At 68.7% G+C, this 19,987-nt stretch carries 15 protein-coding genes and 3 rRNA genes; 13 read left to right on the forward strand and 5 right to left on the reverse strand.

From position 1 onward, the window contains the following. Positions 1 to 46: 46 nt before the first annotated feature. Entirely contained in the window at positions 47 to 553 is a 507-nt protein-coding gene (locus TNCT6_RS24745; RefSeq protein ID WP_141362276.1) for an HNH endonuclease, read from the reverse strand. Positions 554 to 717: 164 nt separating this feature from the next. Continuing rightward, on the reverse strand, positions 718 to 1,257 hold the full coding sequence (locus TNCT6_RS24750) for a YbhB/YbcL family Raf kinase inhibitor-like protein (protein ID WP_141362278.1): 540 nt from the start codon (positions 1,255 to 1,257) through the stop codon (positions 718 to 720). Between the two features lie 74 nt (positions 1,258 to 1,331). Here TNCT6_RS24750 and TNCT6_RS24755 point away from each other — a divergent pair, with 74 nt between their 5' ends. The 4 genes from TNCT6_RS24755 to rrf all read left to right on the forward strand — a co-directional run bounded on the left by TNCT6_RS24755 (position 1,332) and on the right by rrf (position 7,757). Next, positions 1,332 to 1,982 (forward strand): DNA-3-methyladenine glycosylase, encoded by a 651-nt coding sequence (locus tag TNCT6_RS24755; protein ID WP_141362281.1) that lies wholly within the window; start codon positions 1,332 to 1,334, stop codon positions 1,980 to 1,982. A 609-nt stretch (positions 1,983 to 2,591) separates the two neighbouring features. Then, positions 2,592 to 4,117: ribosomal RNA gene (locus tag TNCT6_RS24765) — 16S ribosomal RNA — on the forward strand. Positions 4,118 to 4,429: 312 nt separating this feature from the next. Beyond that, a 23S ribosomal RNA gene (locus tag TNCT6_RS24770) occupies positions 4,430 to 7,553 on the forward strand. Positions 7,554 to 7,640: 87 nt separating this feature from the next. Then, a 5S ribosomal RNA gene (rrf, locus tag TNCT6_RS24775) occupies positions 7,641 to 7,757 on the forward strand. The 16S, 23S and 5S rRNA genes sit together here, the layout of an rRNA operon. A gap of 80 nt (positions 7,758 to 7,837) precedes the next feature. Here rrf and TNCT6_RS40460 read toward each other — a convergent pair. Continuing rightward, positions 7,838 to 8,575: a hypothetical protein gene (locus TNCT6_RS40460; RefSeq protein ID WP_216372866.1), complete on the reverse strand. Its 738-nt coding sequence runs from the start codon at positions 8,573 to 8,575 to the stop codon at positions 7,838 to 7,840. A 54-nt stretch (positions 8,576 to 8,629) separates the two neighbouring features. Here TNCT6_RS40460 and TNCT6_RS40465 point away from each other — a divergent pair, with 54 nt between their 5' ends. After that, positions 8,630 to 9,424, forward strand: a complete 795-nt coding sequence (locus tag TNCT6_RS40465) for a tetratricopeptide repeat protein (RefSeq protein ID WP_216372854.1) — start codon at positions 8,630 to 8,632, stop codon at positions 9,422 to 9,424. Between the two features lie 86 nt (positions 9,425 to 9,510). Here TNCT6_RS40465 and TNCT6_RS24785 read toward each other — a convergent pair whose 3' ends face one another. Next, the gene (locus TNCT6_RS24785; RefSeq protein WP_141362285.1) at positions 9,511 to 10,803 is read right to left on the reverse strand and encodes a DUF1015 domain-containing protein; all 1,293 of its coding nucleotides are present in this window, start codon (positions 10,801 to 10,803) and stop codon (positions 9,511 to 9,513) included. A 73-nt stretch (positions 10,804 to 10,876) separates the two neighbouring features. Between TNCT6_RS24785 and TNCT6_RS24790 the strand changes: the two genes are divergently transcribed. From TNCT6_RS24790 to TNCT6_RS24805, 4 genes are all read left to right on the forward strand, one after another. Next, positions 10,877 to 11,902 carry an HAD-IIA family hydrolase gene (locus TNCT6_RS24790; protein ID WP_141362287.1) on the forward strand — a complete coding sequence of 342 codons (1,026 nt, stop codon included), beginning with the start codon at positions 10,877 to 10,879 and terminating at the stop codon, positions 11,900 to 11,902. Positions 11,903 to 11,972: 70 nt separating this feature from the next. Beyond that, positions 11,973 to 13,016 carry an iron ABC transporter permease gene (locus tag TNCT6_RS24795; RefSeq protein WP_141362289.1) on the forward strand — a complete coding sequence of 348 codons (1,044 nt, stop codon included), beginning with the start codon at positions 11,973 to 11,975 and terminating at the stop codon, positions 13,014 to 13,016. Then, positions 13,013 to 14,068: an iron chelate uptake ABC transporter family permease subunit gene (locus TNCT6_RS24800; protein WP_141362291.1), complete on the forward strand. Its 1,056-nt coding sequence runs from the start codon at positions 13,013 to 13,015 to the stop codon at positions 14,066 to 14,068. The genes TNCT6_RS24795 and TNCT6_RS24800 overlap by 4 nt, the downstream gene beginning before the upstream one ends. Beyond that, positions 14,065 to 14,949, forward strand: coding sequence for an ABC transporter ATP-binding protein (locus TNCT6_RS24805; protein WP_141362293.1), 885 nt, complete (start codon positions 14,065 to 14,067; stop codon positions 14,947 to 14,949). Before TNCT6_RS24800 ends, TNCT6_RS24805 begins: the two co-directional genes overlap by 4 nt. Here the strand turns inward: TNCT6_RS24805 and TNCT6_RS24810 are convergent. After that, positions 14,933 to 15,280 carry an SCP2 sterol-binding domain-containing protein gene (locus TNCT6_RS24810; protein ID WP_141362295.1) on the reverse strand — a complete coding sequence of 116 codons (348 nt, stop codon included), beginning with the start codon at positions 15,278 to 15,280 and terminating at the stop codon, positions 14,933 to 14,935. The genes TNCT6_RS24805 and TNCT6_RS24810 overlap by 17 nt on opposite strands. A 42-nt stretch (positions 15,281 to 15,322) precedes the next feature. Here TNCT6_RS24810 and TNCT6_RS24815 point away from each other — a divergent pair, with 42 nt between their 5' ends. The 4 genes from TNCT6_RS24815 (at position 15,323) to recN (ending at position 19,226) form a co-directional block, all read left to right on the forward strand. Next, positions 15,323 to 15,658: a hypothetical protein gene (locus TNCT6_RS24815; protein WP_141362297.1), complete on the forward strand. Its 336-nt coding sequence runs from the start codon at positions 15,323 to 15,325 to the stop codon at positions 15,656 to 15,658. Between the two features lie 7 nt (positions 15,659 to 15,665). Then, positions 15,666 to 16,481, forward strand: coding sequence for a TlyA family RNA methyltransferase (locus tag TNCT6_RS24820; RefSeq protein WP_141362299.1), 816 nt, complete (start codon positions 15,666 to 15,668; stop codon positions 16,479 to 16,481). Beyond that, on the forward strand, positions 16,478 to 17,383 hold the full coding sequence (locus TNCT6_RS24825) for an NAD kinase (protein ID WP_141362301.1): 906 nt from the start codon (positions 16,478 to 16,480) through the stop codon (positions 17,381 to 17,383). Before TNCT6_RS24820 ends, TNCT6_RS24825 begins: the two co-directional genes overlap by 4 nt. 91 nt (positions 17,384 to 17,474) lie before the next feature. Then, on the forward strand, positions 17,475 to 19,226 hold the full coding sequence (recN, locus tag TNCT6_RS24830) for a DNA repair protein RecN (protein ID WP_172633009.1): 1,752 nt from the start codon (positions 17,475 to 17,477) through the stop codon (positions 19,224 to 19,226). The last annotated feature ends 761 nt before the right edge of the window (positions 19,227 to 19,987 follow it).

Genomic DNA, 19,987 nt, shown 5'->3' on the forward strand with positions numbered 1-19,987 from the left:
AGTGGGGCCCGCCTTCGTAACGAAGGCGGGCCCCACTGACGTACGCCTATGCGGCCGACCGGGCCAGCCAGGCGGGAAGCGCCTCCAACTCCTCCTGCCCCAACGCCAGAAGCATCGCGTCCGCGGGCGTCGGCTCGAACGGCTCCCGCAGCAGCGGCATCCCGGCCTGCTCCGGAGTCCGGTCCGCCTTGCGGTGGTTGTCCTCCGCGCACGAGGCCACCGTGTTCAGCCAGGTGTCCTGCCCGCCCCGCGACCGCGGCACCACGTGGTCCACGGTCGTCGCGCGCCGCCCGCAGTACGCGCACCGGTGCCGGTCCCGTACGAGCACACCCCGCCTCGACCACGGAGCCTGTCTTCGGAAGGGCACCCTCACATACCGGCACAGCCGTATGACCCGGGGCGCGGGGATGTCGACCTCGGCACCACGCAGCCGCAGCTCCGGATGGGCCTGCTCGACCACGGCCTTCGACTGGAGCACCAACACGACCGCTCGCTTCAGCGTCACCGTCGACAGCGGCTCGAAGCTCGCGTTCAGCACCAGCGTGTCCCGCATCCCAGCCCACCTCCCAAGAGCGCCGGCCCACCGCCTGGCGGGCTGGATCAACTCTGGCCGGGCTCGCCGGGATGGACAACGCAATAAAAATGCCCGCCCCCGGCCACGTCCAAGACCAGAAGCGGGCAAACGTTCAGTGAACGGCGGCCTGCGCGCCGCGCGGCTCAGCCCCCGGCGGGATTCTCGTACTCACCGATCAGCTGCGCGCGCGCCAGCGTGTGGAAGCGCAGGTTGAAGCCCACCACCGCGGGCGAGGCGTCCGAGTCCGGACCGAGCCTGTCCTGGTCCACGGCGTACACCGTGAACACATACCGGTGCGGTCCGTCGCCGGGCGGCGGCGCGGCACCGCCGAAGTCCTTCGTGCCGTAGTCGTTGCGCGCGTGCACGGCGCCCTCGGGAAGCCCCTTGAACGCGCCGCCGCCCGCACCCGCAGGCAGCTCGGTCGCCGAGGCCGGGATGTCGAACACCACCCAGTGCCAGAACCCGCTGCCCGTCGGGGCGTCCGGGTCGTAGCAGGTCACGGCGAAACTCTTGGTCTCCGGCGGAAAACCCGCCCAGCGCAGCTGCGGGGAGGTGTTCCCGCCCGCGTGGACCTGAGCGTCCCCGAGCGTCGCGCCCTCCCGGACGTCGTCGCTCGTGACCGTGAAGGACGGCACGGGCGGATGGAAGTCGTGGGGGAGCGGCCGCCGCTTGAGCTCGGTCACCTCGGTACCTCCTGATCGGTTCCTGGATGATTCCCGATCAATGATCCCATCCGGCTGGACTACGCTCGTGAGGCGTGATCGCGCCCTCGGACCGTACGCCGCTGCCCAGAGAGTTCTTCGACCGCCACGTCGTGGAGGTCGCCCCCGACCTGCTGGGCCGCGTCCTGGTGCGAACGACTCCCGACGGCCCGATCGCCCTGCGCCTGACGGAGGTCGAGGCCTACGACGGCCCGAACGACCCCGGCTCCCACGCCTATCGCGGCCGCACGGCCCGCAACGGCGTGATGTTCGGTCCCCCCGGCCACGTATACGTCTACTTCACCTACGGCATGTGGCACTGCATGAACCTGGTGTGCGGACCCGAGGGCAGGGCGAGCGGAGTCCTGCTCCGCGCCGGCGAGATCGTCGAGGGCGCCGAGCTGGCCCGCGCCCGCCGCCTCTCGGCCCGCAACGACAAGGAGCTGGCCAAAGGTCCGGCCCGTCTGGCCATGGCCCTGGCCGTGGACCGGACCCTCGATGGCACCGACGCCTGCGCCGCCGGCGACACCCCTGTACGGATGGTCGCCGGTACACCCGTCCGTGCCGATCAGGTACGCAACGGTCCGCGCACCGGAGTGGCCGGCGAGGGCGGCAACGGCGACGTCCACCCGTGGCGCTTCTGGGTCGCCGACGACTCGACGGTGAGCCCGTACCGGGCCCATGTGCCGAGACGCCGCCGAAGTTGACGGGGAAGTTGACTCGCCCGCGGAAGGTGCGTAACGTAGCCCGAGCCGCTGAACCGGGTACGGCGATCGCCTGCAGCCGGAGCGGCCAACCCACTACCTAACGAACACCCCTTCAGCGGGGTCGTCTTCGGTGCGCCTGCGTACCTGAATTCGAACTCGCAAGGACTCGATTATGAGTCACCAGGGAAATCGGCTAGCGTAGTGAATGTCGAAAGGCCGACGGACGAAAGCCCAAAAGCCCAGGACAAACCCCGCTGACTGGGGATCAGGCCGAGAAAGGATCTGATAGAGTCGGAACCGCCGGAAAGGGAAACGCGAAAGCGGGAACCTGGAAAGCGCCGAGGAAATCGGATCGGAAAGATCTGATAGAGTCGGAAACACCGAAGGGAAGCCCGGAGGAAAGCCCGAGAGGGTGAGTACAAAGGAAGCGACCGTTCCTTGAGAACTCAACAGCGTGCCAAAAATCAACGCCAGATATGTTGATACCCCGTCTCCAGCGTCTGCTGGGACGAGGTTCCTTTGAAAAACACAGCGAGGACGCTGTGTGCGAGGGGATCATTCCTCCTCTCGCACCGCTCTCGTGGTGTTCATCCCGATTACGGGAAAACATTCACGGAGAGTTTGATCCTGGCTCAGGACGAACGCTGGCGGCGTGCTTAACACATGCAAGTCGAACGATGAACCACTTCGGTGGGGATTAGTGGCGAACGGGTGAGTAACACGTGGGCAATCTGCCCTTCACTCTGGGACAAGCCCTGGAAACGGGGTCTAATACCGGATATGAGCCTGGGAGGCATCTCCTGGGCTGTAAAGCTCCGGCGGTGAAGGATGAGCCCGCGGCCTATCAGCTTGTTGGTGAGGTAATGGCTCACCAAGGCGACGACGGGTAGCCGGCCTGAGAGGGCGACCGGCCACACTGGGACTGAGACACGGCCCAGACTCCTACGGGAGGCAGCAGTGGGGAATATTGCACAATGGGCGAAAGCCTGATGCAGCGACGCCGCGTGAGGGATGACGGCCTTCGGGTTGTAAACCTCTTTCAGCAGGGAAGAAGCGAGAGTGACGGTACCTGCAGAAGAAGCGCCGGCTAACTACGTGCCAGCAGCCGCGGTAATACGTAGGGCGCAAGCGTTGTCCGGAATTATTGGGCGTAAAGAGCTCGTAGGCGGCTTGTCACGTCGATTGTGAAAGCTCGGGGCTTAACCCCGAGTCTGCAGTCGATACGGGCTAGCTAGAGTGTGGTAGGGGAGATCGGAATTCCTGGTGTAGCGGTGAAATGCGCAGATATCAGGAGGAACACCGGTGGCGAAGGCGGATCTCTGGGCCATTACTGACGCTGAGGAGCGAAAGCGTGGGGAGCGAACAGGATTAGATACCCTGGTAGTCCACGCCGTAAACGGTGGGAACTAGGTGTTGGCGACATTCCACGTCGTCGGTGCCGCAGCTAACGCATTAAGTTCCCCGCCTGGGGAGTACGGCCGCAAGGCTAAAACTCAAAGGAATTGACGGGGGCCCGCACAAGCGGCGGAGCATGTGGCTTAATTCGACGCAACGCGAAGAACCTTACCAAGGCTTGACATACACCGGAAAGCATTAGAGATAGTGCCCCCCTTGTGGTCGGTGTACAGGTGGTGCATGGCTGTCGTCAGCTCGTGTCGTGAGATGTTGGGTTAAGTCCCGCAACGAGCGCAACCCTTGTTCTGTGTTGCCAGCATGCCCTTCGGGGTGATGGGGACTCACAGGAGACCGCCGGGGTCAACTCGGAGGAAGGTGGGGACGACGTCAAGTCATCATGCCCCTTATGTCTTGGGCTGCACACGTGCTACAATGGCCGGTACAATGAGCTGCGATACCGTGAGGTGGAGCGAATCTCAAAAAGCCGGTCTCAGTTCGGATTGGGGTCTGCAACTCGACCCCATGAAGTCGGAGTCGCTAGTAATCGCAGATCAGCATTGCTGCGGTGAATACGTTCCCGGGCCTTGTACACACCGCCCGTCACGTCACGAAAGTTGGTAACACCCGAAGCCGGTGGCCCAACCCCTTGTGGGAGGGAGCTGTCGAAGGTGGGACTAGCGATTGGGACGAAGTCGTAACAAGGTAGCCGTACCGGAAGGTGCGGCTGGATCACCTCCTTTCTAAGGAGCACTTCTAGGCCGCTTCGGCGGTCCAGGGGCCAGTACATCGGCGAATGTCCGGTGCTGGTTGCTCATGGGTGGAACGTTGATTATTCGGTCAGGACCTCGGGTCGGAGGCTGCTAGTACTGCTCTTCGGAGCGTGGAACGCATGATCTCCGGACGGGATCTGGCCGGGCACGCTGTTGGGTGTCTGAGGGCACGGCCGTCTGGTCGGGTCTTCGGTTGCCGGCCCCGGTGAAGCACCAGAGTGTTGGTGTGTGACGGGTGGTTGGTCGTTGTTTGAGAACTGCACAGTGGACGCGAGCATCTGTGGCCAAGTTTTTAAGGGCGCACGGTGGATGCCTTGGCACCAGGAACCGATGAAGGACGTGGGAGGCCACGATAGTCCCCGGGGAGTCGTCAACCAGGCTTTGATCCGGGGGTTTCCGAATGGGGAAACCCGGCAGTCGTCATGGGCTGTCACCCTTGTCTGAACACATAGGGCAAGTGGAGGGAACGCGGGGAAGTGAAACATCTCAGTACCCGCAGGAAGAGAAAACAACCGTGATTCCGGGAGTAGTGGCGAGCGAAACCGGATGAGGCCAAACCGTATGCGTGTGAGACCCGGCAGGGGTTGCGCATGCGGGGTTGTGGGATCTCTCTTCTACGGTCTGCCGGCCGTAGGACGAGTCAGAAACCGTTGATGTAGGCGAAGGACATGCGAAAGGTCCGGCGTAGAGGGTAAGACCCCCGTAGTCGAAACGTCAGCGGCTCGTTTGAGAGACACCCAAGTAGCACGGGGCCCGAGAAATCCCGTGTGAATCTGGCGGGACCACCCGCTAAGCCTAAATATTCCCTGGTGACCGATAGCGGATAGTACCGTGAGGGAATGGTGAAAAGTACCCCGGGAGGGGAGTGAAATAGTACCTGAAACCGTGTGCCTACAAGCCGTGGGAGCGTCGGACGAGGACTTGTCCTCGTCTCGTGACTGCGTGCCTTTTGAAGAATGAGCCTGCGAGTTTGCGGTGTGTTGCGAGGTTAACCCGTGTGGGGAAGCCGTAGCGAAAGCGAGTCCGAATAGGGCGTTTCAGTAGCACGCTCAAGACCCGAAGCGGAGTGATCTAGCCATGGGCAGGTTGAAGCGGAGGTAAGACTTCGTGGAGGACCGAACCCACCAGGGTTGAAAACCTGGGGGATGACCTGTGGTTAGGGGTGAAAGGCCAATCAAACTCCGTGATAGCTGGTTCTCCCCGAAATGCATTTAGGTGCAGCGTCGTGTGTTTCTTGCCGGAGGTAGAGCACTGGATAGGCGATGGGCCCTACCGGGTTACTGACCTTAGCCAAACTCCGAATGCCGGTAAGTGAGAGCGCGGCAGTGAGACTGTGGGGGATAAGCTCCATGGTCGAGAGGGAAACAGCCCAGAGCATCGACTAAGGCCCCTAAGCGTACGCTAAGTGGGAAAGGATGTGGAGTCGCACAGACAACCAGGAGGTTGGCTTAGAAGCAGCCACCCTTGAAAGAGTGCGTAATAGCTCACTGGTCTAGTGATTCCGCGCCGACAATGTAGCGGGGCTCAAGCGTACCGCCGAAGTCGTGTCATTGCAGCGTATAGCCCCAACGGGTGCTGTGATGGGTAGGGGAGCGTCGTCTGCCGGGTGAAGCGGCACTGGAAGGTAGTCGTGGACGGTTGACGAGTGAGAATGCAGGCATGAGTAGCGATTCACACGTGAGAAACGTGTGCGCCGATTGACTAAGGGTTCCTGGGTCAAGCTGATCTGCCCAGGGTAAGTCGGGACCTAAGGCGAGGCCGACAGGCGTAGTCGATGGATAACCGGTTGATATTCCGGTACCCGCTGTGAAGCGTCAAACATCGAGCATCGTGATGCTAAGGCCGTGAAGCCGCCCCTGATCTCTTCGGAGTGAGGGGGAGTGGTGGAGCCGCTGAACCAAGCGGTTAGTAGGTGAGTGATGGGGTGACGCAGGAAGGTAGTCCATCCCGGGCGATGGTTGTCCCGGGGTAAGGGTGTAGCCCGAGTGGTAGGTAAATCCGCCGCTCATGCAGGGTGAGACCTGATGCCGAGCCGATTGTGGTGAAGTGGATGATCCTATGCTGTCGAGAAAAGCCTCTAGCGAGTTTCATGGCGGCCCGTACCCTAAACCGACTCAGGTGGTCAGGTAGAGAATACCGAGGCGTTCGGGTGAACTATGGTTAAGGAACTCGGCAAAATGCCCCCGTAACTTCGGGAGAAGGGGGGCCACGCCTGGTGATCACTCTTGCAGTGTGAGCTGGGGGTGGCCGCAGAGACCAGCGAGAAGCGACTGTTTACTAAAAACACAGGTCCGTGCGAAGCCGTAAGGCGATGTATACGGACTGACGCCTGCCCGGTGCTGGAACGTTAAGGGGACCGGTTAGCTCACTTTCGGGTGGGCGAAGCTGAGAACTTAAGCGCCAGTAAACGGCGGTGGTAACTATAACCATCCTAAGGTAGCGAAATTCCTTGTCGGGTAAGTTCCGACCTGCACGAATGGCGTAACGACTTCTCGACTGTCTCAACCATAGGCCCGGTGAAATTGCACTACGAGTAAAGATGCTCGTTTCGCGCAGCAGGACGGAAAGACCCCGGGACCTTTACTACAGTTTGATATTGGTGTTCGGTTCGGCTTGTGTAGGATAGCTGGGAGACTTTGAAGCGGCCACGCCAGTGGTTGTGGAGTCGTCGTTGAAATACCAGTCTGGTCGTGCTGGATGTCTAACCTGGGTCCGTGATCCGGATCAGGGACAGTGTCTGATGGGTAGTTTAACTGGGGCGGTTGCCTCCTAAAGGGTAACGGAGGCGCCCAAAGGTTCCCTCAGCCTGGTTGGTAATCAGGTGTTGAGTGTAAGTGCACAAGGGAGCTTGACTGTGAGACCGACGGGTCGAGCAGGGACGAAAGTCGGGACTAGTGATCCGGCGGTGGCTTGTGGAAGCGCCGTCGCTCAACGGATAAAAGGTACCCCGGGGATAACAGGCTGATCTTCCCCAAGAGTCCATATCGACGGGATGGTTTGGCACCTCGATGTCGGCTCGTCGCATCCTGGGGCTGGAGTCGGTCCCAAGGGTTGGGCTGTTCGCCCATTAAAGCGGTACGCGAGCTGGGTTTAGAACGTCGTGAGACAGTTCGGTCCCTATCCGCTGTGCGCGTAGGAGTCTTGAGAAGGGCTGTCCCTAGTACGAGAGGACCGGGACGGACGAACCTCTGGTGTGCCAGTTGTTCTGCCAAGGGCATGGCTGGTTGGCTACGTTCGGGAGGGATAACCGCTGAAAGCATCTAAGCGGGAAGCCTGCTTCGAGATGAGGACTCCCACCCACTTGATGGGGTAAGGCTCCCAGTAGACGACTGGGTTGATAGGCCGGATCTGGAAGCACCGTGAGGTGTGGAGGTGACCGGTACTAATAGGCCGAGGGCTTGTCCTCAGTTGCTCGCGTCCACTGTGTTGGTTCTGAAACCACGAACAACCGTCGTAGCCGTTGCTGCGGCTCCGGTTGATTGTTTCATAGTGTTTCGGTGGTCATAGCGTGAGGGAAACGCCCGGTTACATTCCGAACCCGGAAGCTAAGCCTCACAGCGCCGATGGTACTGCAGGGGGGACCCTGTGGGAGAGTAGGACGCCGCCGAACAATCTTTGGAGGACCCCTGGTCACCAGCGTTCAGCTGGGACCAGGGGTCCTTTTCGCATTTCCCGTACAGAAGACAGGAGTCACCGATGTCCGCCAACTCTCCCGACGAGCGCCCGGAGCGCGATCAGCACCGCCGGGACGGTGGTGACCGCGGTGACCGTGGCGGGTACCGCGGAGGACCGCGCCGCGATGACCGCCGAGGCTTCCGTCGTGACGACGACCGTGGTGGTTACGGGCGTCGTGACGACCGTGGTGGTTTCCGTCGTGACGACAGGCCCGAGCGGGGCGATCGTCCCGAGCGGGGCGAGCGCGGGGATCGTGGCGGCTTCCGCCGCGAGGGCGGCGACCGCCCCACCTATCGCCGTGACGACCGCCGTGACGACCGCCGTGACGACCGGCGGGACGGTGACCGCGGGGGCTACGGCCGTCGCGACGACCGTGACCGCGACCGCGGCTTCCGCCGCGAGGGCGGCGACCGCCCCACCTATCGCCGCGATGACCGCCGTGACGAGCGCCGCGACCACCGGAAGGACGACCGCCGGGACTTCGAGCGCAGCGACCGCGGCGACCGCCGCGATGACCGCCGTGACTTCGACCGAGGCGACCGTCGTGACGACCGCCGTGACTTCGACCGAGGCGACCGTCGTGACGACCGCCGTGACTTCGGCCGAGGCGACCGTCGTGACGACCGCCGTGACTTCGACCGCGGCGACCGTGGCGGCTTCCGTGGCCGTGACGACCGTGGTGGGCGTGGCCCGCGTCGTGACGACCGGGGCGGACGCCCGGGTGGTTTCCGGGGCGGCCGTGACGACCGGCACGGCGGCGGGCGTTTCCGCGACGACCGGGACCGGGACCGTGAGCCGATCAAGCGGCTGCCGATCCCGGAGGACGTCACGGGCGAGGAGATCGACAAGGACGTACGGCAGGAGCTGCAGAGCCTGCCCAAGACGCTCGCCGAGGATGTCGCCAGGAACCTGGTGATGGTCGCCCGGCTCATCGACGAGGACCCCGAGGGTGCCTACGGCTACTCCAGGGTGGCCCTGCGCCTGGCGTCCCGTGTCGCCGCCGTACGGGAGGCGGCCGGGTTCGCCGCGTACGCGAGCCAGAAGTACGGCGAGGCGCTCGCCGAGTTCCGGGCCGCCCGGCGGATGACCGGGAACGTGGACCTGTGGCCCGTCATGGCGGACTGCGAGCGCGGTCTCGGACGGCCGGAGAAGACGCTGGACATGGCCGGGGCGCCGGAGGTGCACAAGCTCGACAAGGCCGGACAGGTGGAGATGCGGCTCGTCGCGGCCGGCGCTCGGCGGGACATGGATCAGCTGGACGCGGCCATCGTGACGCTGCAGAGCCCCGAACTGGCCTCCGGCTCGGTCCAGCCGTGGACCGCGCGTCTGCGGTACGCCTACGCCGACGCGCTGCTCGCCGCCGGCCGGGACTCCGAGGCACGGGAGTGGTTCGCCAAGGCCGTCGAGGCCGACCGCGACGGCAGCACCGACGCCTCCGACCGGCTGGCCGAGCTGGACGGTGTGGAGTTCACCGACGCCCTCGACGAGAACGGCACGAACGACGAGCCAGTTGAGAGCGACGAGAGCCACGAGAGCGGCGACAACGGCGTGACCGGCGAGAACGGCGAGAGCGGCGACGCCGACCCGGCCGGCAAGGACTGACGGACACCACCGGTCGTCAGGCCGTCACACCGGCCGTCACAGGCAGAGGGCGGGCCCCGGTCACCGGGGCCCGCCCTTCGTCGTTTTCAGAGATCCAGTGCCCTCAGCACCAGTCCCGACGCCGGCTTGGGGCCGAACGACGTCGACTTGCGGGGCATCGTGACACCCTGGCGGGCCAGGTCGCGGACGACCTCCTCGCGGACCGGGTGCATCAGGACGGCCGTACCGCCGTCGCGTTCGGCCTTCTCCACGGTGGCGACCGTGTCGTGGATGTACGCGATGTGGGCCGGGGAGTCCTCGGGGATGTGCCAGACGTGCTCGAGGAGCGTGGCGTGCAGGACGGTCGCGTCGAGGGTGCGCCAGGCTGCGGGGTGCTCCGCCGGGATCGTACGGGCCAGCAGGGCCGGGTCCGGGCGGTCCACGAGATGGAAGGCGCCGTCGCCGGCGAACAGGAAGGCGTTGCCCTCGCAGGCCGCGTCCGCGAGCGCCTCCAGCGCTTCCGTCAGGGGCAGGTCCAGACGCCGTACGCGGAACAGGCCGTCCAGGGCGGACAGCGCTTCGGCGACCGGCAGGCCGAGCAGCAGGCGGTGGATGGCACGAACCCGGAGCGGGTAGCGGGCCGTGTCGACCAGGAGGACCAGACCGTAGTCCCAGGCGCTGGGGGAGGGGTGTTCCGCGCGCAGCCGGCGGTAGGTCGCCCAGCGGTGATGGCCGTCGGCGATCAGGGCCTGGTGTGGGGCCAGGTCCCCCTGCACGCGCGCGAGATCGTCGGGGTCGGTGACCGCCCACAGGCGGTGGCCGAAGCCGTCCTCGGTGGTCGTCGACAGCAGCGGCGGCCGTTCGGCGACGCGTTCGATGAGCATGGTGGTGGCGGCGGTCGAGCCGTCGCCGCGGTAAGTGAGCAGCAGCGGTTCGAGATTGGCGCTGGTCGCGCGCATCAGGGCGGCGCGGTCCGCGACCACGTGCGGCATGACGTCCTCGTGCGGCAGCACCACGCCCTCCGTCGGCTCCGACACGCGCAGCGCGCCGATCAGTCCGCGTTGCAGCATGCCGTCGCCGTCGCGCTGCTCGTAGACGTACAGGGCCGGTTCCGGGTCGGCGGCCAGGACGCCCTCGGAGAGCCAGCGGCGCAGGGTCTCCGCCGCCTGTTTGTTGCGGGCGCTGGGCGTTTCGGCCTGCGGCAGAATCAGCCGGACGATGTTGTACGGATCGGCCGACTGGAGGTGGTGCAGGCCGTCGGGCCGCACGACGACGTCGTACGGCGGGGACGTCACGGCGGCCAGGCTGCCGACCCGGTCGGGGTCGTAGCGCAGGCCGCGGAACGGGGTGAGTTCGAGGCCCGGGCGCGTTGTCGCCGGTGCATGACCTGCTGTGTTCATCCCGGCATCGTACGTGTGTCAGCGGTGTGGGGGATGATCGGGGGAAAACGGGTTTCATGAGGAGAGATGCGGAATGACCCAGGGCGTCAGGACGAGGCCCGAAGGCAGTGCACAGGCCCTGAGCGAGGCGTACGACACGGCCCTGCTCGACCTGGACGGGGTGGTCTACGCGGGCGGCCACGCGATCGCACACGCGGTCGACTCGCTGGGTACCGCCCGAGCGGGCGGGATGCATCTGGCGTACGTCACCAACAACGCCCTGCGCACCCCGGCCGCGGTGGCCGCGCACCTCACCGAACTGGGCATACGGGCGGAGGCGGCCGATGTGGTCACCTCCGCGCAGGCGGTGGCCCGGCTGATCGCGGACCAGGTGCCGCAGGGCGCGCGCGTGCTGGTGATCGGCGGTGAGGGACTGCGCACGGCGCTGCGCGAGCGCGGACTGGAGCCGGTCGAGTCGGCCGACGACGATCCGGCGGCGGTGGTGCAGGGCTACGGCGGTCCGGAGCTCGCGTGGGGGCGTTTCGCGGAGGCGTGCTACGCCATCGCGCGCGGGGTGCCCTGGTTCGCCTCCAACACCGATCTGACGATTCCGGGCGCACGCGGGATCGCGCCGGGCAACGGCGCGGCGGTCGAGGTCGTCCGGATCGCCACGGGCGCGGAGCCGCAGGTGGCGGGCAAGCCGCTGCCGCCCATGCACCGCGAGACGATCCTGCGCACCGGTGCCGAGCGGCCGCTGGTGGTCGGGGACCGGCTGGACACCGACATCGAGGGCGCGTTCAACGGCGGGGTCGACTCGCTGCTCGTCCTGACCGGGGTGACCGACGGCGCGAAGCTGCTCGCCGCGCCCCCTCGGCACCGGCCGACGTATGTCGACGCGGACCTGCGGGGGCTGCTCACCGGGCAGCCGGAAATCACCCGGGAGGGTGACGGTTTCCGGTGCGGCGGGTGGACGGCGACGGCGGACACCGGTCTTGAGCTGAACGGCGACGGGGAGGCGCTGGACGGGCTGCGCGCGCTGTGCGCGGTGGCGTGGACGGCGGGCGGCGAGGACGCGTGCGAGCTGGACGGGGGGAAGGCACTGGCGCGACTGGGGCTCTGAACCCGTCGCTGAACCCGGCGAGGCGCCGGGAACCGTCGAGCCGGTGGAGAGGGTAGGCTAACCTAACCTCGTGTTGGTCGACAGTCCCCCAGAAGAGCGCGCGGCGGCCGCCGCCGCGCCCCCAACCCATCGAGGCGCGCGGGCCGTTGGGCTCCTCGCCTCCGTCGCGATACTGCTGCTCGTCGCCCTGGCGAGCATCGCGATCGGAGCGAAGGAGCTGTCCTTGGCCCAGGTCTGGCACGGACTGTTCCAGGACTCGGGGACGTACGGCGACGTCGTGGTCGGCGAGCGGCTGTCCCGTACCGTCCTCGGCCTGCTCGTCGGATCGGCGCTCGGGCTGGCCGGGGCCGTGCTCCAGGCGCTGACCCGCAACCCGCTCGCCGATCCGGGCATCCTCGGCATCAACGCGGGCGCGTCCGCCGCCGTCGTCACCGCCATCACCTTCCTGGGCGTGACCAGCCTGAGCGGCTACGTCTGGTTCGCCTTCCTCGGCGCCGCGGCCGTGGGCGCCCTGGTGTGGTTCCTCGGCGGCAGCCGGGGCGCCACGCCCGTACGCCTCGCGCTCGCCGGAACCGCGATCGGCGCCGCGCTGTACGGCTACGTCCAGGCCGTGATGATCATGGACGGGGCGGCGCTGGGCAGGATGCGGTTCTGGACCGTGGGTTCCCTCGCCTCCGCCACGACGGCGACCGTCACCCAGGTGCTCCCGTTCTTCGCCGTCGGCACGGTCGTCGCCCTGCTGCTGGCCCGGCCGCTCAACGCCATGGCCATGGGCGACGACACCGCCCGCGCCCTGGGCGCCGATCTGAACCGCACCCGGGCGCTCGCCATGCTCGCCGCGACCGTGCTGTGCGGGGCCGCGACCGCCGCCTGCGGGCCGATCGTCTTCGTCGGGCTGATGGTCCCGCACGTCGTGCGCTCCTTCACCGGACCCGACCTGCGCTGGATCCTGCCCTACGCCACTGTCCTGTCCCCCGTGCTGCTGCTCGGTGCCGACGTCGTGGGGCGGGTCGTCGCCCGGCCCGCCGAGCTCCAGGTCGGGATCGTCACCGCGATCATCGGTGGCCCCGTGTTCATCCTGCTCGTACGGCGGCGGAGGACGGCCCAGCTGTGAAGACCACCCGCATCCCCCGCCCCGTACGGGCCCTGCGCACCCCCGGCGGGCTGTCCCTGCGCCTCGACGTCCGCACGTGCGCGGTCGTCGCCCTGCTGGTGCTGGCCGCGCTCGCGGCGAGCGTCGTGCTGATCGGCACCGGAGACTTCCCGATCCCGGCCTCCGACGTGCTCAGGACGCTCGTCGGCCAGGGCAGTCCGGGGCAGGAGTTCGTCGTCCGCGAACTGCGGCTGCCGCGCGTCCTCGTCGGTCTCCTGGTCGGCGGCTGCCTCGGCGTCGGCGGCGCACTGTTCCAGTCCGTCTCCCGCAACCCGCTGGGCAGCCCGGACGTGCTCGGCCTCTCCCAGGGCGCGGCCGCCGGCGCGCTCACCGTCATCGTCCTGTTCTCGGGCAGCGCCGGCGCGGTCACCCTCGGCGCGCTCGTGGGCGGCCTGGTCACCGGCACGGCCATCTACCTGCTGGCCTGGAAGCAGGGCGTGCACGGGTACCGGCTGGTCCTGGTCGGCATCGGCGTCTCCGCGGTGGTCACCGCCGTCAACGGCTACCTGATCACCAAGGCCGACTTCGTGGACGCGGCCCGTGCGGTGGTCTGGATGACCGGTTCGCTGAACGGGCGCGACTGGACCCAGGTCGGACCGCTGGCCGTGCTGTGCGCCGTGGTCCTCCCGGTCGTCCTCGCGAACGCGCGCGCCCTGCGGATGCTGGAGATGGGCGACGACGTCTCCTACGCCCTCGGGGTGCGCGTCGAACGCGTACGGCTGCTGCTGATGGGCTGTGCCGTCCTGCTGGTCGCCGCCGCCACCGCGGCCGCCGGCCCCGTGAGCTTCGTGGCCCTGACCGCGCCGCAGCTCGCCCGGCGCCTCACCCGCTCCCCGGGCCCCAACCTGGTGCCGTCCCTGTGCATGGGCGCCGCGCTGCTGGTCACCGCCGACCTGACCGCGCAGCGCGCCTTCGGCGCCGACCAGCTGCCGGTCGGCGTGGTCACGGGCGTGCTCGGCGGGGTCTACCTGCTGTGGCTGCTGGTCACCGAGCGCAGGGCCGGGCGGATATGAGCGCCCGCAGCAACGCAGTGAGCAACCGAAGGAGCACCGTGAACCGCCTGTCCGCCGACAACGTCACCCTCGCCTACGACCAGCGCGTCATCGCCGAGCAGCTGTCGGTGGAGATACCCGACAACTCCTTCACGGTGATCGTCGGCCCCAACGCCTGCGGCAAGTCCACACTGCTGCGGGCGCTGTCGCGGATGCTCAGGCCCAGCCGGGGCCGGGTACTGCTCGACGGGCAGGTCATCCAGTCGATGCCCGCCAAGAAGGTCGCCCGGACGCTCGGCCTGCTGCCGCAGTCCTCGATCGCGCCCGACGGGATCACCGTCGCCGACCTCGTGGGCCGCGGCCGCTACCCGCACCAGGGGATTCTGCGTCAGTGGTCCGCCGAGGACGAGCGGGTCGTACGCGAGTCCATGGAACGGACCGGCGTCGCCCGGCTCGCCGAGCGGTACGTCGACGAGCTGTCGGGTGGCCAGCGGCAGCGCGTGTGGATCGCCATGGCGCTGGCCCAGCAGACGCCGCTGCTGCTGCTCGACGAGCCGACGACGTACCTGGACATCCAGCACCAGATCGACGTCCTCGACCTGTGCGCCGAACTGCACGAGGAGCAGGGGCGCACCCTCGTCGCCGTGCTGCACGACCTGAACCACGCCGCCCGCTACGCCACCCACCTCGTCGCCCTGCGCGGCGGCCGGGTCATCGCCCAGGGCGCGCCGAACGAGATCGTCACCGCCGAACTGGTGGAGGAGGTGTTCGGGCTGCGCTGCCAGGTCATCGAGGACCCGGAGACCGGTACGCCGCTGGTGGTGCCGGCGGCGCGTGCGGCCCGCGCCCGTGCGGCGGCCCACGGCACGGCCGCCGGCCTGGCCGCTACAGAAGTTTCGTGAGCCGCATCAGGTCGAACAGGCTCGCCTGGAGCTTCACCCGCCCCGACCCCCAGGCCTTGGCGAACGCCAGCTCCCCGCCGACCAGCGCGAGCAGGTCGTCGCCGGTCATGGCGAGCCGGATCTCGGCCTTCCCGGGCGGCGGGCCCTGAACGGTGTCCCGCACCTCTATCCGGCCGCCGACGAGGCGGCCCAGGAAGGTGACGTCCAGATCCTTGATGTGGCAGCTCACCGAGCGGTCCAGGGCCGCCGCCTCGCGGGCGTCCCCTTCCGCTGTCGCCATGTTGTCGGAGAGTCTTTCGAGTGCGCTGCGGCACTCCTCGATCGTTGCCATCACCACCGACGTTACCCCAGGGCTTCGCGGTAGCGTCTGGGCATGAGCGACTCTGTGACCGGGACGGAGGTCCGGGAGGAGGCGGCGGACCCCGAGGGGGAGGCTCCACCGCCCGGCGGCGAGGCGGCCGACGCGACCGGCGAGCACGACCCCGCGGCCCCCGCCCCGCTGCTCGTGCCCCGCACCCCCACCGGCGACGCCCGTGTCGACGCGGCCCTGGAACGGCTCGGTGACGCCGACCACCTCGCCACGGACGGACACCTCGAGGTGTACGAGGATGTACACGGGGGGCTGCGCGACGCGCTCACCGCGCTCGACGCCAGTCCGGCACCTCCGGCGCCCCCCGCGCAGTCACCGCCGTACCGACACAGGAGCTGAACCGAACGTGGCAGGAGTCGCACGCCGCCGTCTCGACGCGGAGCTGGTCCGCCGGAAGCTCGCACGCTCGCGCGAGCACGCCGGCCAGCTGATCGCCGCCGGGCGGGTCACCGTCGGCAGGACCGTCGCGACCAAGTCCGCCACCCAGGTGGAGACCGCCGCCGCCATCGTCGTCGCCGTCGACGACAGTGACCCCGACTACGTCTCCCGGGGCGGGCACAAGCTCGCGGGCGCGCTGAAGGCCTTCGTACCACGCGGGCTGGTCGTCGAGGGACGGCGGGCACTGGACGCCGGCGCGTCCACCGGAGGCTTCACCGACGTGCTGCTGCGCGCGGGCGCCGCACACGTCGTCGCCGTCGACGTCGGATACGGACAACTCGCCTGGACTTTGCAGAGCGATGAACGCGTCACCGTCAAGGACCGTACGAACGTACGCGAGTTGACGCTCGAAGCGATCGATGGGGAGCCTGTGGATCTTGTCGTGGGGGATCTGTCCTTCATCCCACTCGGCCTGGTGCTGCCCGCCCTGGTGCGGTGCGCGAGGCCGGACGCCGATCTGGTGATGATGGTCAAGCCGCAGTTCGAGGTGGGGAAGGAACGGCTGGGCAGCGGGGGCGTCGTACGGAGTCCGGAGCTGCGGGCCGAGGCCGTGCGGACCGTGGCCGGGAAGGCGTGGGAACTGGGACTGGGGGCCGAAGGCGTCACCGCCAGTCCGCTGCCCGGACCCTCCGGGAACGTCGAATACTTTCTGTGGCTGCGTGCCGGGGCGCCCGCCCTGGACCCGGCCGATGTTGACCGCGCAGTGGCGGAGGGGCCGCGTTGACACAGACCCAAGCTCGAACCGTTTTCCTGCTGGCCCACACCGGCCGGTCGGCCGCCATCCGCAGTGCCGAGCTCGTGGTCAAAGGGCTGCTGCTGTCCGGCATCGGCGTACGCGTCCTGGAGGCGGAGGCACGCGACCTGCCGCTGCCGGACGAGGTGGAGCTCGTCAAGGAGGCCACCCCGCAGTGTCTCGACGGGTGCGAGCTGCTCATCGTGCTGGGCGGTGACGGCACCCTGCTGCGCGGCGCCGAGTTCGCCCGCGCCTCGGGCGTGCCGATGCTCGGCGTCAACCTCGGGCGGGTCGGCTTCCTCGCCGAGGCCGAGCGGGACGACCTCGACAAGGTCGTCGACCGGGTGGTCAGCAAGGCGTACGAGGTCGAGGAGCGCATGACCGTCGACGTGGTCGTGCACCGCAACGGGGACATCGTGCACACCGACTGGGCGCTGAACGAGGCGGCCGTGCAGAAGGTGTCCGCCGAGCGGATGCTGGAGATCGTGCTCGAGATCGACGGGCGTCCGGTGACCGGGTTCGGCTGCGACGGCATCGTCTGCGCCACCCCCACCGGGTCCACCGCGTACGCCTTCTCCGCCGGCGGGCCCGTGGTGTGGCCGGAGGTCGAGGCGCTGCTGATGGTGCCGATCTCCGCGCACGCGCTGTTCGCCAAGCCCCTGGTGACGTCGCCCGACTCCGTGCTGGCCGTCGAGGTGCTGCCGCACGTCCCGCCGGGCGTGCTGTGGTGCGACGGGCGGCGCACGGTCGAACTGCCGCCCGGCGCGCGCGTGGAGGTGCGCCGCGGAGCGGTACCGGTCCGGCTGGCCCGCCTGCACCACGCGTCGTTCACGGACCGCCTGGTCGCCAAGTTCGCGCTGCCGGTCTCGGGGTGGCGCGGGGCACCGCACTAGGACTGCCGTCCCGGGACACGGGTGCACCGGCTGCCCCCTGGGTGCCCCTCCAAGGGTGGGGTGGCGTCGCACGGCGCGACCAAAACCTCGTATGGTCGTGGTCGTGTTGGAGGAGATGCGGATACGGTCACTCGGAGTGATTGACGACGCGGTCGTCGAGCTGTCGCCGGGGTTCACCGCCGTCACCGGTGAGACCGGTGCGGGCAAGACCATGGTGGTCACCAGTCTGGGACTGCTGCTGGGCGGACGCGCGGATCCGGCGCTGGTACGGATCGGCGCCGGAAAAGCGGTCGTGGAGGGGCGGGTCAGCGTACCCGCGGACGCCTCCGCCGCCGTACGGGCCGAGGAGGCCGGCGCCGAGCTCGACGACGGGGCGCTGCTGATCAGCCGTACCGTCTCCGCCGAGGGCCGCTCACGGGCGCACCTGGGCGGACGGAGCGTGCCGGTGGGGCTGCTCGCCGAACTCGCCGACGAACTGGTGGCCGTGCACGGGCAGACCGACCAGCAGGGACTGCTCAAACTGACCCGGCAGCGGCAGGCGCTCGACCGGTACGCGGGCGACGCCGTCGCCGTGCCGCTCGCCAAGTACGCCGAGGCCTACCGCCGGCTCCGCGTCGTGACCGCGGAGCTGGACGAGATCACCACGCGTGCGCGTGAGCGGGCCCAGGAGGCCGACATGCTGCGCTACGGCCTCGACGAGATCGCCGGGGTCGAACCACGGGCCGGGGAGGACACCGAGCTGGCCGAGGAGGCGGAGCGGCTCGGCCACGCCGAGGCGCTGTCCGCCGCCGCGACGGCCGCGCACGCCGCCCTCGCGGGCAATCCGGAGGACCCCGAGGGCATCGACGCGGCCACCCTCGTCGCGGGCGCCCAGCGGGCCCTGGAGGCCGTGCGGTCGCACGATCCGGCGCTGGCCGCGCTCGCCGACCGCATCGGCGAGATCGGCATCCTGCTCGGCGACGTGGCCGGGGAACTGGCGGGGTACGCCGACGACCTGGACGCCGATCCGCTGCGGCTGGCGGCGGTGGAGGAACGGCGGGCCGCGCTCGGCGCGCTGACCCGCAAGTACGGCGAGTACGAGAAGGGCGTCGCCGCCGTACTCGCCTGGGCCGAGCGGAGCGCCGCCCGCCTCACCGAGCTGGACGGCGACGACGAGCGGATCGGGGAGCTGACCGCCGAGCGGGACGCGCTGCGCATCGAACTGGGAGGTCTGGCCCAGGCGTTGACGGACGCCCGCACGGAGGCCGCCGAGCGGTTCGCCGCCGCCGTGACGGCCGAGCTGGCCTCCCTGGCCATGCCGCACGCGCGCGTGTCGTTCGACATCCGGCAGACCGAGGATCCCGAGGGCGTCGAGGTCGACGGCCGTACCGTCGCCTGCGGGCCGACCGGCGCCGACGAGGTCGAACTGCTCCTTGCCCCGCACCCCGGGGCGCCGCCCCGGCCGATCGCCAAGGGTGCCTCCGGTGGTGAGCTGTCGCGCGTGATGCTGGCCGTCGAGGTCGTCTTCGCCGGGACGGATCCGGTGCCGACGTATCTCTTCGACGAGGTCGACGCGGGCGTCGGCGGCAAGGCGGCCGTGGAGATCGGGCGGCGCCTGGCCCGGCTGGCGAAGAGCGCCCAGGTCGTCGTCGTCACCCACCTGCCCCAGGTCGCCGCCTTCGCGGACCGGCAGCTGCTGGTGGAGAAGACCAACGACGGCTCGGTGACCCGGTCGGGCGTGAAGGTGCTCGAGGGCGAGGACCGCGTCCGGGAGCTGTCCCGGATGCTGGCCGGCCAAGAGGACTCGCAGACGGCCCGGGCACACGCCGAGGAACTGCTCGCCACGGCCCGGGCGGACGCCTAGTGCTGTGGCCGGGAAGGTTTGCCGGGAAGCTCGCGGCGTCCGGTGCGGTACATCGCAAGGCGGAGCATTGCCCGCGTACTGGATGTATTCGGGTGATGCGACAACGCGGCGTGGGGATACCCCCGGCCGAAGGCTGGGGGAGTGCCGTGCCGGGCGTCGCGAGCCGGTGAACCTTTCCGGTCACAGCACTAGGAAGTGCGTAGGGTGGCGAAATGATCTCCCGCGCCGCCACCCCGCGCACACCACCGGCCGGACGCGAATGCTGGGGCCGCACGCACCACGCGGGACGGCCCATCGGGCGGTACCCCGGACCGGCGACGGCCGCGACGGCCGTGTCCCGGGCCGACCGTGTGCGGTCCACGGTGGGTCCGGCGGTGCCGGCCGTGTGTGCCGGGTGGGCGGTGGCTGTAGTGGCTGCGGTCCGAGGCGGTCTGGGTGCGGTCCGCGGCGACCCCGGCGGTGCCGGCCGTGTGCGCCGGGCCGGCGGTGGCCGTGGTAGCCGCGTCCGGGGCCGACCGTGTGCGGTCCGTGGCGGGTCCGGCGGCGCGGGCCGCGTCTGCCGGGTCGGTCGCGCGGCCCGGTCGGTTGGCCGGCGCGGTGTCCGCGCTGCCGCGCGGTGGACCGGACGCCGTCAGAGGAGTCACCGCGGCGGTGCTGCCCCGCGCGTTCGGGGAGCGGGTGGTGAGCGGTGGTACGGGGGCGCACGCCCTGGGCGTGGCGCCGTCGCGTGCGAGGGGCGCGGCGGACCGGGCCCGTACGCT

The sequence above is a fragment of the Streptomyces sp. 6-11-2 genome, from assembly GCF_006540305.1.
Classification (GTDB): Bacteria; Actinomycetota; Actinomycetes; order Streptomycetales; family Streptomycetaceae; genus Streptomyces.